Genomic DNA, 15,559 nt, shown 5'->3' on the forward strand with positions numbered 1-15,559 from the left:
CCCGCTTCCCCGCACCGTTTCATGAAACGTTTCTTCCGTTGCCAGCCGACCTCGAGCGTCGCTTTTTTTTGCGCGGCCTTGATGGTTACCACGGCTTCACGCCCCGGTTACGCGCAGGCGGCGAGCCCACCCACGGTCATCATCAGCGAGTTCATGGCAGCGAACGACTCGGGACTGAAGGACGGTGACGGCGAGTATTCGGACTGGATCGAGTTGCGCAATCACGGTGAGCAGGCGGTCAACCTCGCGGGGCTGCGCCTGACCGACAGCCGAAAGAACGTGGGCAAGTGGATCCTGCCGGCGGTGACGCTCGCCCCGGGAGCCGAGCTGCTCGTGTTCGCCTCCGGCAAGAGCCGCAACGATCCCAGCCGGCCGCTTCACACCAGTTTCAAGTTGAGCGCGAAGGGTGATTATCTGGCCTTGATCTCAGCGGACGGCCGGAGGGTGATTCACGAATTCAAACCCAAGTATCCCGATCAAAAATCGAATACCAGCTACGGGATCGGACGGGATTGGCAGCCCGGCCAAGCGCTGGCCAAACACGAGCAGTTCTTTCTGGAGCCGACCCCGGGCAAGGCCAATTCCGACCGACTCTTAGGCGAAGTCGGTGCGGTGGCGTCGAACCAGAAACGCGGGTTTCGTGATGCGCCCTTCGAACTGAAGCTGACCACGCCCACGGAGGGTGCGGTGATTCGCTACACCACCAACGGATCCGAACCCAGCCCGACCGAAGGCAGGACCTATCAGGCGCCGCTGTCCATCTCCCAGACCACCGTGCTGCGGGTGGCCGCGTTCAAGCCGGGTCACCGCCCAACCCCGGTGAACACGCACACGTTCATCTTCCCGAAGGATGTGATCCATCAGTCGCCGGACGGTCTGCCGCCCGAGGGATTTCCCTATCTGTGGGGCAAGAACCTGGTGGATTACGGGATGGATCCCCGCATCGTGAACGACCCGCGCTACCGCGACGAGATGGTCGCCAGCCTGAAGTCCCTGCCGAGCTTTTCGATCGTCACCAGCATGGACGACATGTTTGGCGAAACGAACGGCATCTACTCCAACCCGGGCGAGCAAGGACGGGAGTCGGAACGACCGTGCTCCCTGGAATTGCTGCACCCCGATGGTGGGCCGGAGTTTCAGATCAATTGCGGAATCCGCATCCGGGGTGGATTCAGCCGGATGCTCCTCAACGCCAAACACGCGTTCCGCCTGTTCTTCCGGGAACAGTACGGTCAGGGCAAATTGAAGTTTCCGCTGTTCGGCAAGGACGCCGCGCAGGAATTCGAGAACTTTGACCTGCGCACCTTCCAGAACTACTCCTGGCACCTGGGAGGGGATCCACGGGGGATCATGCTGCGCGACCAGGTCAATCGCGACCTGCAACTGGCCATGGGGCAGCCGGCCGCCCGGGGCGACTTCTATCACCTCTATGTCAACGGCCACTACTGGGGCCTCTACAATTCCTGCGAACGCGTCGAGGCTTCGTACGGCGCAACCTATCTCGGCGGGAAGAAGGCCGACTACGATACCATCAAGGTGGATTCCGGATTTACCACCCGACGGAGCACCTACAACTTGATTCCCACCGACGGGAACATGGACGCGTGGACGCGCCTCTACCAACGCGCCGCCGCCGGCCTGAGCAAAAATGCGGATTACTTCGCCTTGCAGGGCTGCCGTCCGGACGGCACGCGCGACCCTTCGCTCGAACGGTTGCTCGATGTGGACAACCTGATCGACTACATGCTGATCATCTTCTGGGGCGGCAACCTCGACGCGCCAATCAGCGCCTTTGGCGGGAACCGCAACCCAAACAACTACCACTCGCTCTATCGCCGCACCCATGGCGACGGCTTCAAGTTCTTCGTCTGGGACGCCGAGCATACGATGTTGAACCTCCACGAGGACCGGACCGGCCCCTTCAATACCGGCACGCAGGTGGGGACGAGCAGCCCGCAATGGCTCTGGCAGCAATGCGTGGACAACGCCGAGTTCCGCCTGCGCGTGGCCGACCTCGTGCATCAGCATTTCTCCCCGGGCGGAGTGCTCAGTCCCGAGGCGCTGCAGGAGCGGTTCAACGCCCGCGCCAAACAAATCGAGCCCGCCGTCGTCGCCGAGTCCGCCCGGTGGGGGGATGTCAAATACCACTACAGCATGAACCCGCCGAAACGCGTGGATGACGCCGGGAACCCACTGACGGGTCCGTTCAACCGTGAAGACGACTGGCGCCGCGAAGTGAACCGGCTGCGGACGAATTACCTGCCGCAACGCTCGGAAATTGTCCGCAACCAACTGTTCGCCCAAGGCCTGTTGCCCGACCTGCCACCGCCGCAGCTCAAGCCAGCGGATGGTGGGAAGCTGACCTTGAGCACCCGCACTGCCGGAGCGGACATCTACTACACAACGGACGGAACGGATCCCCGGTTGGTCGGCGGCGGAGTCTCGCCCAAGGCGGTGAAGTACTCGGCTCCGGCGGCAGTCGGCGGGAGCGGGTTGACCCTCAAGGCACGGTCGGTAATCGACGGCGATTGGAGCGCCCTGGCGATCACCCGCGGAGACCGGGCCAGAAGCTTGCGGCCCTGAAGGCGAATTCGGTTTCGGCCGGTCTCTCCGAACTGGCCGTTCGAGCCCAATTTGAAGCCAGTTTGTCAACAAACCGACGAGGGCACAGGGGTCAAGTCTTAAATGTTGACGTTCGTGGAATGGCTCCACCCCGTGGTGGGCCGGAGTTTCACGTCCAGAGCAGTGCCGTGTCACGGCCCGGACCGCGGCGTTCACGCCGCTTCAGCGTGGTAGATCGAGAACGCCGGGTCATACCCCGTGCCTGGTGTTGCTCCACCTCGAAGCGGGCTGAAGCCCGCGCGCCGATTGCCAAGGCTCTCACGGAGGCACGGAGACACGGAGGGACGGAATCCCGGCCACGATTCAAGATCAGGATCACACCCTCGATCATGTCTTCCCCTCTCCGTGCCTTCGTGTCTCCGTGAGATCCCTTGCTTTCCCAGTCCGCTTCGGCTCCTGCATCCGCATCAAGACTCGATCCAGCACCGCCAGCTGGCAGACGCGCGGCGCGATGGCAAAACTGCCCGCCGGACGTTCCACCGTCTGCGTGGGCAGAAGCACGTCCACCGCTCTCGCCAGTTCGCTGCCCGGCTCGTTGGTCAGGCCGATGGACTTCACGCCCGCCTTCCTCGCTTCCGCCACCATGCGCAGCGGAAACTGGGATTCGCCCGAATGCGAAATCGCCAGCACCACCAACCCGGCCACCGGCGGCGCGAAGGCAAAACCCGCCATCTGGAAGTCGGACAAGGGAAGCACCTGTTGGCCCGATGCGGACAGCACATCCGCCAGGATCAAGGTCACGCCGTGCGATGCCCCCACCCCGGCCAGCGCAACGCGACGAGCCCTGCGGAGCAACGCCGCCGCCGCCTCCAGCGCCCGTTTGGCCGCCTCCAGGCTCGCGGAAATGTCCGCCCCATAGCCCGGGTCGTCCGCCATCGACGCGGCCCGAAGGCGGCCGCCCGTCAACTCGCGCAAGACATGGTACTTGAGATCCTGAAAGCCATCGAAGCCCGCGGCCCGGCAGGCGCGGACCACCGTGGCGTCGCTCGCCCCGCAATCTCCGGCCACTTCGCGCAAACTGCACTCCGCCACCCGTCCCAAGTTCCGCAACAGCCGCCGCGCCACCTCCGCCTCGCTCGGGCGCATCTCCCCGAGACGCGATTGGAGCAAGCGCTTGACAGACATGCAACAAGACTAATGTATCTTGTTGCAAACACAACAGGAAAGCGGTTCAATCCGTCCCGCGGCCACGCCGATCCTGGCTTGGCCGCGGGCTTTTCGGCCCGGACTTTTGCAGGCACTCATGAACACCATCACCGAACTCCTCCGATCCGATGTCGTCCTGGGCGACGGCGGGTATCTGATCGAACTCGAACGCCGCGGTTACGTGGACAGCGGTTCCGGACGCGAGAAGGTTGGCACCGGACGCGGCAGCGGCCAGTTCACACCCGAGGTTGCGGTCGAGCATCCTGAGGCACTGCGTCAACTGCACCGCGAGTTTCTGGGGGCCGGCTCGCAAGTGCTTCAGGCCCTCACCTTCTTCGGCACCCGCGAGAAGCTCAACCGCGCGGGCTACGGCGCCCAGACTGAATCGATCAATACCGCGGCCGTGAAGCTGGCCCAAGAGGTCGCCGGAGGCAAAGCCCTCGTCGCCGGCAGCGTCTCGCGCACCCAACTTACCGAACGCGAGGGCATGGAATCCCTGGGCAAATCACGCGACCATCTTGCCGAGCAAATCCGCCTGCTCAAGGATGCCGGCGTGGACTTCCTCATCCTCGAAACCTTCTTCCACCTCGCCGAGATGAAAGTCGCGCTCGAGTGCGCCGCCGCCGCCAGCCTGCCCGCCGTGGCGACCATGAGCTTCCGTCCGCTCATCTCGAAATGCACCGACGGCTACTCGCCCGCCGAGTGCGCGAAGGTGATGGCCGACCTGGGTGCCATCGCCGTCGGCGCGAATTGCGAGCAGGATCCGCAGCGCATGCTTCCGGTCTTGCGCGAAATGCGCGCTGCCACCAGCGTCCCTCTCGCAGCCCAGCCCGCCGCGTTCCACACGACGGAGGCCTGCCACAGTTTCACGCGCCTGCCGGCGTTCCCGGACGACTTGGAAACGATTCAAGTCTCTCGCGCCGAGTTTCTGAATTTCGGCCGGAGGGCGAGAGCCGAGGGCATCGGGTTCCTCGGCGGTTGCTGCGGTTGCAATGCCGCCTACATCCGAGCCCTGTCCCGCGGCGTGGCGGAAGGAAAATGAACCTCTCGATCCACCCCACCGCTGAGGCCGCGAACGACGCCGCAGCCGACTGCCTTGCCGGCTGGCTGGCATTGCCGGACACGCGGACCTTCATGCCCGCTGCCGGCAACACACCCCTCGAACTTTACCGGTGCATCGGCCGGCGCGGATTGGCGCTCGAACATCTCACCGTCTTCACGCTCGACGAATATGTCGGAGTGCCGCTGGAAGAGACGCGCAATTGCGCCCATCTCCTCCGCCGTTGCGTGCAGGAAGACTGGCGCATTCCGCCCGCGCAGTTCCACGTCGTCAGCTCGTTGGAAGCCGACGCTCTCGCCAGTGTCCAGGAGCACGAGAGGAAAATCACCGCGGCCGGCGGACTCGACGTGCTCGTGCTCGGACTCGGCCAGAACGGCCATCTCGGCTTCAACGAGCCCGGCAGCGAGGAGGATTCCGCCGGACGACTGCTTGACCTCGAACCCGTTTCCATCGAAGCCAACCGTAAATGGTTCGGTAACGATTACGCTCCGGCCCAGGGCGTGACCGTCGGACTGAGGACGATTCTGGCCGCCCGCCGCATTCTCATCATGGCCTATGGTGCGCACAAGACCGCCGCCGTCCGCGCCATGGTCGAAGGGCCGCGCTCCTCGCGCTGCCCGGCCTCGTTTCTGCAGGGTCACCCCAACACGCACTTATTCTTGGACGCGGAAGCGGCTGCCGCTTTGAGCACGCCCCGGCCCGCCACCTTTTCAACCCGTTGATGCCGCTGCATGCCTGAGTTTCCGCAACCCGCAACGGTCATCGGCCTCGATGTCGGCGGCACCAAGATCGCGGGGGGCGTCGTGAGCCTTCCCGAAGGCGTCGTCCTCGTGCAACACACGATTCCCACCCTGGCCTCGCGGGGCGGGGAGGTCGTGCTCGAAGACGTCGAGCGCCTGGCCGAGCGTCTCGCGGCGGAGGCCGTGGCCATGCGCCGCACCGTCCATGCCGTGGGTGTGGGCTTGTGCGAACTGATTTCGCCCCGGGGCGACATCCTCAGCGCGAATTGTGTGGACTGGATGAAGCTGCCCGTGCGCGCCCGCCTCGCCACCATTGCCCCGACCACGCTGGAGGCCGATGTGCGCGCCGCCGCGCGCGCGGAAGCGATCTTTGGCGCCGGCCGGCCATTCCGGCAGTTTCTCTACATCACCGTGGGCACAGGCATTGCCTCGTGCCTGGTGCTGGACGGCAATCCATTTACCGGCGCCCGGGGGGCGACGGGCACCATGGCCAGCAGTCCCGTGAGTTTCCCGTGCGAACGATGTGGTCAGACGAATCGCCGCACGCTCGAACAACTCGCCGCCGGCCCGGCGCTGGTGTCACGCTACAATGAATCCCTTCCCGGTGCCGCCCAAAGTGGCCACGACGTTCTGGCCGCTGCAACCGCCGGGGACAATGCGGCCATCTTCGTCACCCGCTCGGCCGGCGACGCGCTAGCGTCCACCGTGGGCCTGTTGGTCAACGTGCTCGACCCTGAGGCGGTCATCGTCGGCGGCGGGCTAGGACTGAGCGAAGGTCCGTTTTGGGACGAATTCATGGCCGCAACACAGCGATACATCTGGTCCGAAGTGCATCGCGGCCTCCCGATCCTTCGCGCCGGCACAGGAACCAACGCCGGCGTGATCGGCGCCGCTGCGGCCGCCTGGGATTTCAAAGCCTGCTGACATGCATCGGAGGACGAAGCGACGTGGCTGTTGAATGCGGAGGGACCGGACCTCGAAGTGTTCCACTGATCCGGCGGCGCGCGGGCTTCAGCCCGCTTCGACGTGGAACAACACCAAGCACGGGGTATGACCCGGCGTTCTCGATCTGCGCGGCTGGCTCACCTCGACCGAAATGATTCTTCCGAGCTCCGCCTCATCTACCGCCAGTTGGGCTCAACCTGATTCCGCGTCAGGTCAAGAGTTCTGAAGGCTACGGCCCGGCCCTGCTCGGGCAACCCAAGCGGGCCCAAGATTGACGAGGTCGATCCGCTTGACGAACCTGTCGAGCGAATGAAATCGAACCTGCATTTCCTCCGCTCGGCCTTCTTGCTTGTGATCTGGCTGGCGGGCACATGCCTCGCGACCGCGGACCGTGCCGCCCAAGGCAAGCGCCTGATCCGTCCGCATGACCTGTGGGCCATGAAGCGCCTGGGCAGCCCGGCGTTGTCGCCCGATGGCAAATCCGCAGTTTTCACGGTGACGGAGTGGTCCATCGAGAAGAATAAGAGCACCACGCATCTGTGGGTAGTCGATTTGGCGGATGGACGGACCCGACGGCTCACCTACGCTCCAAATGCCACGGACGCGTCGCCCCGCTGGAGCCCGGACGGCAGGCGCATCGCCTTCACCTCAAAGCGCGGTGAGGATGAGTCCGCAGCGCTCTACGTCATGCGGATCGATGGTGGTGAACCCGAGAAGATTTTGGAACTGCCCTATTCCGTATCGACGCCTCAATGGATGCCCGACGGCCAGCGGGTCGTCGTGGCGACGCGCGTCATTCCCAAACTGGCGGGCAAACTGGGCAAGAGCGAACTTGCGGCGATGAGGAAGGAAATCCAGCGTCGCAAGGACTCGAAAGTCACGGCCAAGGCCACGGAAGACCGGCAGTTCCGGTTCTGGGATCAGTGGTTGCCGGAGAGCCTGGCGAATCGGCTCCTGCTGGTGGAGGTCGCGTCGCGCGGGTTGACCGATCTCACGCCCGGGTTTGACCGGTTGTTCACCACCACCGGGCAGACCGCGCCGGAAGCGAAGTTCGAGCTGTCGCCCGACGGCCGCTTCATCGCGGTGACCATCAACTCCACACCGCCGCCCTACCACGACTTCCTGAACCACGACATTTATCTGGTGTCCACGGACGGGTCAGGCGCACTGAAAAACCTGACTTCCGACAACCAAGGGACCGACAGTGAACCCGTGTTTGCGCCCGACGGCCGCTCGTTCGTTTACCGGCGCACGGAAACGCCGTACTACAGCGGTGAGTTTGCCAAGCTGTGGCGGCATGACCTCGCGACGGGCGCCAACACACCGCTCACCGAACCGCTCGACTACGCGATGGGCAGCGCCGCTTTCTCACCCGATGGACAGAGCCTGTGGGTGACCGCTGAGGAAAAGGGATCGTTGCCCATCTTCAAACTCGGGGCGGACGGGTCTGGGTTTGCGTCCGTGTTCAAGACCGGCACGAGCAGCGGTTTCGACACCGCGGGCGGCAGGGCGGTTTTTCTGAACAACACCGCCGAAAGGCCGGATGAGTTGTTTGCACTGGATCTCGCGACAGGCACGGCGCGCCAGCTCACCCGCTTCAACGAGGCACTGCTTTCCGAACTCGACCTGGGCCGGCGGGAGGAATACTGGTTCGAGGGCGCGGCAGGCGACCAGGTTCAGGGCACGCTCTTCTTTTCGCCCGGCTTCGAATCCGGGAGGTCCTATCCCTTGCTTCAGCTCATGCATGGTGGACCGCACACCATGGCGGGGGACGCCTGGAGTTACCGGTGGAACGCGCACGTCTTCGCCGCCGCTGGCTACGTGGTCACGTGGGTGAACCGCCATGGCTCGACGGGCTTCGGCGAAAGGTTCAGCCAGAGCATTCTGAACGAATGGGGCGACAAGCCGCTGGAGGACATTCTCAAGAGCACGGACTATCTGCTCGCGCGGTTTTCGAACCTCGACCCGAAGCGGCTGGCCGCGGCAGGCGGAAGCTACGGGGGTTACATGGCTGCGTGGGTGGCGGGCCACACCGACCGGTTCGCGTGTCTGATCAACCACGCGGGTGTGAACGATTTCATCACGCAGTACGGCGCGGACACCACGAGTTTCGGTTTTGCGAAAGTGCTGGGCGGTGCGCCCTGGGACAACCCGGAAGGCATGCAGCGTAACAATCCCACGACCTACGCGAAGAACTTCAAGACCCCGATGTTGATCATTCATGGCCAACTGGACTACCGCGTGCCCTACGTGAATGGCACCGCGCTCTACGGGATTTACAAGGCGATGAACCTGCCCGCGCGGCTGGTGGTGTTTCCGAATGAGAACCACTGGATTCTCACGCCCCAGAACTCGATTTACTGGAACTGGGAATTCCAGAACTGGCTGGCCCGGTGGATCGGGGGCACTCCTACCTTGGCGCAACCCGCCTTCGACCCGCAGGAAATGTAGGCTCTCCCGGCGCGGTCCTCACCACGACGAGGGGCGAAGTCCAGGCGCGCCGTCAAGACGGCCTCTTCGTGAACGCAGGATTTGCGCCCGGCGAAACACAGGTGGTCGGGTCATCGGTTGCCCCATGGCGTGGCTCGCGAACTCGCTTCAACCCGGGCTGTTTTCTCGAAGTCGTTTCGCTCTTCTGATGAGTCTGGTTCGAAAAAGTTCAGGCCATGATTCCTTTCGAGACTTCCGCCATCGCCGCCTCGCCGCACAGCCGGCGCACCAAGGCAAGACCGAACTCCACCGACGTGGCCGCGCCGCGCGAAGTGATCAGATTGCCGTCCTCGACCACGCGCTCCTGAACCTGCGATTCGGACAACTCGGGCAACACTCCGGCGTGCGAAGTGAAGCGTCTGCCCGCGAGCAGGCCCGCGTCCATCAGCACCGTGGGCGCCGCGCAAATCGCAGCCACGGGCTTGCCCTCCTGGGCGTATTGCGAAGCGAGTCTGGCCGCGCGGCCATCCGCACGAACCGCTTTGATGCCCGGCCCGCCCGGGATGAGGAACAAATCAAACTCCTGTTCCGCCACGCTCGAAAAATCCGCGTCCGCCTCCACCGTGATACGGCAGCGGCCCGTGACAAGCTTCTCTCCGGTCAGAGACGCCACGACGACCTCCACGCCCGCGCGCCGCAGCAGGTCAACCGGGGCGATGGTTTCAATCTCCTCGAAGCCGGGAAACAACAGACAGAGAACTCGTTTGCTCATAGCGACGTCATCCTAGCGAGGCCGCGCCGACGAAGGCAACTCATGCAGGGCGAGAATGGGGAACGGCGGTGCATCCCGATGTTGCCGGTGATGCAGGTAGGGCGCGTCCGTCCCGGCGCGCCGCCGGAGCATGATGTTTTGCATCCCGTGGGCGGCGGGCTGGGACAGGCCCGCCCTACCAACAACATCGGGATACACGGGGGGAATGGTGCCAGCAAGGAAGGGCGTCGTTCTTCATCCGCCGGGCCGACGAGCAGTCGGCGATACGGCAGGCTGGGCAGCCTGCGCCACACTTCAGACAACTTCGCTATGCACGGGGGCGAAGGCATTGACCCCTGGCAAGCCAAGGAACCGCAGAGGATCGCCGCGGGCGGGATGGCACGTGTGGAAGCGCCTTGGCCGGCACGACCCGACAACTTGCGCAAGCACAGGCATGACGAAACGAAGGACACCGCGCTTGACGGCTACCCGGGGCTGCTTATGCTGTAGCACAACCTCCGCGTGCAGTGTGACCCCTTTCCGTCGAGCCTGTGGTGCTGCCCCTGATCCGTGGTCCCGGGCCAACCCTGCCCGGCCCGGCATTCATCGCCCGCGCAACGGATGCACGAATTCACGTTCCGTCTCAACGACAAATCCCTGACCGGAGCCATTGGCCCGGCCCACGGCCCGCCGCTCGTGCTGCTGCACGGAGTGACGCGATGCTGGAGGGACTTCGAGGCCGTGCTTCCGCCCTTGGCCGAGCGCTGGCAAATCTTCGCCCTGGATCACCGCGGACACGGCGGATCCGATCGGGCGGCGGATTACCGCGTGGCGGATTATGCGGCCGACGCGATCGAGGTCCTGGACGCGCACGTTCCCGCACCGGCGATTCTCCTCGGCCATTCACTCGGCGCCATGGTTGCCGCCATCGTCGCCGCGGAACGGCCTCATCGCGTGCGGGCGCTTATCTTGGAAGATCCGCCCGGCACCACCCTGGCGCAGGGTTTGCGCAAGTCGCCGTTCGCCCTGCAATTCGCGAACATGCGCCGCCTGCTTTCCTCCGCCCACAGCCTCGAGACACTGGCTCGCGACCTGGCCGCCCTGCCGGTGCAGCGTCCCGGCGACGGCGCCGTGGTGAAACTGGGCGAATTGCGGGACACGAATGCCCTCCGCTTCCTCGCCGAGTGCCTGCTGCGGTTGGATCCCGGGGTGCTGGACACTTTGAACGACGGTCGGTGGCTGGATGGCCTGGACTGGTTTGCCGCGCTGCCGCGCATCACCACGCCCACCTTGCTGCTGCGCGCCGAGCCTCGCCTGGGCGGAATGCTTGACTCGCGCGAAGCCGACCGCATCGCCGCGCTCATTCCGCGCTGCGCCCGCGTGGACTTCGGCGACGCCGGACATTTGATTCATGCGACAATGCCGGAACGGATGCTGGCGCTTCTCGACGACTTTCTTCAGACGAACACTCTCCTCCCGAAACGAACCCGGCCATGAAAACCGCCACTGGAACCACCCTCATCGCGAACGGCCAACTCATCGACGGCACGGGCGCGCCCGCCGTGCCCAACGCCGTCATGGTCATCCAGGACGGCCGCATCGCCTACGCCGGCCCCGCCGAGGGCGCGCCAACCCCGCCGCCCGGGGCTGAACGCATCGACGCGCGCGGTGGCACCATCATGCCCGGCCTGGTCGAGGCGCATTTTCACGCCACCTATTTCAACATCGCGGCGCTCGAGGACCTCGACATCAAGTATCCCGTCGAATACGTCTCGCTCCTCTCCTCGGTGAACTGCCGACTGGCGCTCGAGTGCGGCTACACGGCGGCGCGCTCCGGCGGCTGCCTTTTCAATATCGATGTGTGGCTCAAGACGGCCATCGAAAACGATTTCATCCCCGGCCCCCGGCTCGCCGCGTCCGGGCGCGAGATCTGTTCCGCCGGCGGGCTGATGGATTGGAACCCGGAATTCCGCAAGATCGGCATGGAGGGTTTGGTATTCATCATCAACGGCGCGGATGACGCCCGCAAGGCCGTGCGCGCGCTGGTCAAGGATGGCGTCGAGTGGGTGAAGACTTACCCCACGGGCGACGCCGCCTCGCCCGATGTGAACGATCACCACACGCTCTGCATGACCTTCGAGGAGATGCACGCCGTCGTCGCCACCGCTCACAATCACAAAATGAAAGTCACCGGCCATTGCCGAGCGACCCAAGGCATCAAAAACGCCTTGCGCGCGGGCTACGACACCATCGAACACGGCACGTTCATGGACGACGAGGCGATGGACTTGTTGCTCCAGCGCAACACGCCGGTGATACCCGCGCTGCAATTCGAGAAAGCCAGCGTCGAACGAGGCAAGGAATTCGGCCTCCCCCAAGCGGTGATCGACGGCCACCAGGAAACCCTTGAAGGCGGCGCCGAAAGCGCGCGCCGCATCCTGAAGGCAGGCGGACGCCTCGGCATGGGAGGCGACTACGGCTTTGGCTGGAACCCGCATGGAGACTACGCCAGAGAACTCGTCTTCTTCGTCAAGGAGGTCGGCTTCACCCCCCTCGAAGTCATCCAGTGCGCCACCAAGACCGGCGCGGAAATCATGGGCCGTGGCGGGGATTTTGGAACGCTGGAAAAAGGCAAACTCGCCGATGTCCTGGTCGTCGAGGACGACGTGCTCAAGAACATCGACGCGCTCACGGATCGCTCAAAGTTTCTCGCGGTGCTCCAGGGCGGCGTGCTCAAAGCGGGATCACTGGCCAAACCCTTCCCCACCGTGGTGACGCGCGAGAAGTGAATGCGAATGACTCCCCAACCCGTGCCCCAAAACCAGGTCAAAAGGCAGGCCAAGCCTCCAGATTCACCCGATCGATTCCCTGACGACCCTCATGATTGACCGCGCGATGAAAACCACCCGACGCCAATTCCTCGCCGCCAGTTCCGCCCTTGCGGTTTTGCCCAACGCCGTCTCCGGCGCTGACACCCGTCCGGCTCCCGCCGGTCTGATCGACTGCCAAAGCCACCTGTTCTCGCCCAGGCTCCTCGAGCTCATGGAGAAACGGACGGACGACCCGGTGGTGTTCACCAAGGACGGCACGCGCTTCCTCCGCATGGGCGACTGGCTGCGCAAGGTGCCCCCGCTCTATCTCGATGTGGATGCCAAACTCGCGACCATGGACGCCGCCGGCATCGCCATGACCGCCCTCAGCATCAACGACCCTGGCCCGGAATGGTTCGGTCCGGACGGTTCGGAGGTCGCGCAAATCGCGAATGACTTCGTGGCCGGCCTTGCGCGGAAACACCCCGCGCGATTCTTCGGCTTATGCGTGCTGCCATGGCAGGACGTGGCGGCGGCCCTGCGCGAACTCGACCGCTGCGCCAAGCTCGGCATGAAAGGACTGCTGCTCTACACCAACCTTGCCGGACGCTTTCCCGACGAACCGGAGTTCCGTCCCGTGCTCGCCCGTTGCGCGGAACTCGGCCTTCCAGTGCTTTTGCACCCCGCCAAGCCCATCACCACCGATTTCGTGAAGGGCTATGAGATGACCAGTTCGCTTGGAAACATGTTCGACAACACCATCGCCCTGACACGGCTCATCATGTCCGGCGTCCTCGACGAATGGCCGAAACTCCAACTCGTCTGTCCACATCTCGGCGGCACGCTTCCCTATATCATCGGACGGCTCGATCATCAGGTTGTGGTGCTCAAGCGTGGTCCCAAGAACCTCACCCGAACCCCGTCGGAGTATCTGAAATCCGTCTGGTTGGACATCGTTTCGCCGCTTCCCCAGGCGATGAAGTTCGCCGTCGAATTCATGGGTGCCGAGCGCCTCCTCTACGCCAGCGATCATCCGTGGGTCGAGCCACGTGTGATTCTTGACGCGCTGCGAAGCCTCAGACTGGCGCCGGAAGAGGAACATCGAATCCTCAGCGAGAACGCGCGGAAGCTGTTCAACCTTGAACCCGCCGGGGAGCGCCGCCCGCCCGCTTAGCCCGGAGATTTCATCCTTGTTTCGCGACTGGGAATTTCCGGGCTCGTGAAACCGCGCCCTGGTTGCACGGGCGCGCCCAAACCGAGGCGCGAGCGGCGGTTCGTGTGGAGCGGCTGGTTCAGGGATCGGTTGACGCACGCCTTCCATGGGTCGGGCAAGCGCCGTGAACGGCGCGCCCCGGCGACAGGCGGATGCACCGCAAGCCGGGCTCCGTTTCAGGATCGCATTCGAGGCGCATTTCCGTTAGGACGTTGCGCGTGAGATTTTTCATCTTTGTGGCCGGTTGCCTGCTCTGGGCTTGGCCGAGCGGAGCCTCGGCATCCGAGTGGGCGATCATTCGACGGGGCGAACAATTCGCTCAAACAGGAGATGCGGCGCCCTCAACACCCCAGGGAGGCCGCATCTATGTTGGGGACATCCGCGTCCGGACGGACGCGGAAGACGATCTCGAACTCGCGGTCGAAGCGCCCACTCGCCGCATCCTGGCCCTACACGGGGATAGCCAAATTCCCGGGTTTAGTTATGCGGCCAATTCAACAACCTGGCGAGTTTTCAGAGCGAATTCGCCTCGGGACTCAATCGCTTTTTCGCCGATGAAGGCACGGGCATGCCGCTTGAGGTTTTTCGCATTCTCACGCCGGATCCCATCCTCGATCCGGCGATCCGCCCCTTGCGCATTCTGAATCTCGCCGCTCTGCGAAGGGCAGACGCGGCCCGGGATCTGCGCGTGGAATTCGATCCTGCCGGCCTCAACGATGAGACGGACCTGGTCTGGCTTGAACTGTTGCCGATCAGCGAGGACCGTCGCCTGGCTTGGATGGGGTTTCCGGGTGACCCGGGCTACGTCCGCCCGAGTTCAGGAGTCATCGTGATCCCGAAAAACCAACTCGCTCAAAACGTGGTCTGCGATGCCTATTTGTCCGTGACGCGGCTGAAATCCGTCGATACCCGCTCCGTGCCCAACGTGATCCTCGCCAGCGGCAATTACAGTGAGACCTCTTTCACCCTATCCACCCGGAGCGGCGACCCCCCTCCTCCTGTCGGCGCGGTCAGTTGGGGTTTGTTCCGCCGAGGGGCTCGCTTTCTTCAGTTCTCCGACGCCCCGCCCATCTTGAATCGCGAAGAGGAAGCCTACGCGGTCGAGTTTACGTCCGCGCTAATCCGGCGGTTGCGGCCGGGGCCGAGGTTCGATTGCCTGGCGGCAGATCCGAAGTTTTCGAGGAAGAGCCGGTTCTGCCCGGATTTTTTCTTGCCGACGAATTGGAGACCCCGTCCGAACTTCTTGCCCGTTATCCGGCGGGTGATTACACGTTCAATGTGCTTGCCCGCGGGGGCGGTCTCGCCAGCTCTTTCAAGATCCAAGCATCCGCCGCGCCTATCGACGCGAGCCTTCTGCCGGTCCGAGTCCGTAACTGGTCCGCCCTGCAAGTGCTCGATCCCGGCCAGGACACCCGCGTCGAATTTGACGCGTTGGGATTCAATCCCGCGACGGATCATCTCCGTTTCTCGCTGATCGAGGAGGACGGCGAACTTGCGATGACCACGGGATTGCTGCCCGGAGATCCCAACAGACTGGATGCCAGCGCCGGATTCTTCCTGATTCCAAGAGGAGCTTTGAGAGCGGAGAAGACTTACATTGGCGCCCTCGACAACATGCGCCTGCCCAGCCGCGATTCCACAAGCTTGCCGGGAGCCACGCTGGCATCCGCCTCCTTCGTGACCACGTTTTTCCGTATCCGAACAGACACTGCCGACAGCAGCGTGGGAGGCGCGCTGGCCATTCGGACCGAGGAATTGCCCTTGGGCTTTCGCGGCGCCGAGTATCGCGCCACCCTCCTGGCCAAGGGAGGCACACCACCTTATCGCTGGAGTCTGGTCCCT

Annotated in this window: 12 protein-coding genes; 10 read left to right on the forward strand and 2 right to left on the reverse strand. The window is 64.1% G+C overall.

What is annotated here, in order from left to right; genetic code table 11:
* Positions 1-21 precede the first annotated feature (21 nt).
* On the forward strand, positions 22-2,583 hold the full coding sequence (locus FJ404_12795; protein ID MBM3823742.1) for a hypothetical protein: 2,562 nt from the start codon (positions 22-24) through the stop codon (positions 2,581-2,583).
* Between the two features lie 366 nt (positions 2,584-2,949).
* Here the strand turns inward: FJ404_12795 and FJ404_12800 are convergent, their stop codons facing one another.
* On the reverse strand, positions 2,950-3,747 hold the full coding sequence (locus tag FJ404_12800; protein ID MBM3823743.1) for a MurR/RpiR family transcriptional regulator: 798 nt from the start codon (positions 3,745-3,747) through the stop codon (positions 2,950-2,952).
* 19 nt (positions 3,748-3,766) lie between these two features.
* Between FJ404_12800 and FJ404_12805 the strand changes: the two genes are divergently transcribed.
* The 4 genes from FJ404_12805 (at position 3,767) to FJ404_12820 (ending at position 8,964) form a co-directional block, all read left to right on the forward strand.
* Positions 3,767-4,810: a hypothetical protein gene (locus FJ404_12805; GenBank protein ID MBM3823744.1), complete on the forward strand. Its 1,044-nt coding sequence runs from the start codon at positions 3,767-3,769 to the stop codon at positions 4,808-4,810.
* On the forward strand, positions 4,807-5,550 hold the full coding sequence (locus FJ404_12810) for a glucosamine-6-phosphate deaminase (GenBank protein MBM3823745.1): 744 nt from the start codon (positions 4,807-4,809) through the stop codon (positions 5,548-5,550). Before FJ404_12805 ends, FJ404_12810 begins: the two co-directional genes overlap by 4 nt.
* A 9-nt stretch (positions 5,551-5,559) precedes the next feature.
* A complete protein-coding gene (locus tag FJ404_12815) occupies positions 5,560-6,492 on the forward strand; it encodes an ROK family protein (GenBank protein ID MBM3823746.1) in 933 nt (310 codons plus the stop codon).
* 330 nt (positions 6,493-6,822) lie between these two features.
* Entirely contained in the window at positions 6,823-8,964 is a 2,142-nt protein-coding gene (locus tag FJ404_12820) for a S9 family peptidase (protein MBM3823747.1), read from the forward strand.
* Positions 8,965-9,172: 208 nt separating this feature from the next.
* Here FJ404_12820 and FJ404_12825 read toward each other — a convergent pair whose 3' ends face one another.
* Positions 9,173-9,715 carry a DJ-1/PfpI family protein gene (locus FJ404_12825; protein MBM3823748.1) on the reverse strand — a complete coding sequence of 181 codons (543 nt, stop codon included), beginning with the start codon at positions 9,713-9,715 and terminating at the stop codon, positions 9,173-9,175.
* Positions 9,716-9,793: 78 nt separating this feature from the next.
* Here FJ404_12825 and FJ404_12830 point away from each other — a divergent pair, with 78 nt between their 5' ends.
* The 5 genes from FJ404_12830 to FJ404_12850 form a co-directional block, all read left to right on the forward strand.
* On the forward strand, positions 9,794-10,204 hold the full coding sequence (locus tag FJ404_12830) for a hypothetical protein (GenBank protein MBM3823749.1): 411 nt from the start codon (positions 9,794-9,796) through the stop codon (positions 10,202-10,204).
* Positions 10,205-10,315: 111 nt separating this feature from the next.
* On the forward strand, positions 10,316-11,191 hold the full coding sequence (locus FJ404_12835; protein ID MBM3823750.1) for an alpha/beta hydrolase: 876 nt from the start codon (positions 10,316-10,318) through the stop codon (positions 11,189-11,191).
* Positions 11,188-12,483, forward strand: coding sequence for an amidohydrolase family protein (locus FJ404_12840; GenBank protein MBM3823751.1), 1,296 nt, complete (start codon positions 11,188-11,190; stop codon positions 12,481-12,483). The genes FJ404_12835 and FJ404_12840 overlap by 4 nt, the downstream gene beginning before the upstream one ends.
* Before the next feature lie 91 nt (positions 12,484-12,574).
* Positions 12,575-13,678, forward strand: a complete 1,104-nt coding sequence (locus FJ404_12845) for an amidohydrolase (GenBank protein ID MBM3823752.1) — start codon at positions 12,575-12,577, stop codon at positions 13,676-13,678.
* Between the two features lie 1,191 nt (positions 13,679-14,869).
* A partial coding sequence (locus FJ404_12850) for a hypothetical protein (protein ID MBM3823753.1) occupies positions 14,870-15,559 on the forward strand: 690 nt, incomplete at its 3' end.

This window comes from Verrucomicrobiota bacterium, assembly GCA_016871495.1.
Taxonomy (GTDB): Bacteria; Verrucomicrobiota; Verrucomicrobiia; order Limisphaerales; family VHDF01; genus VHDF01.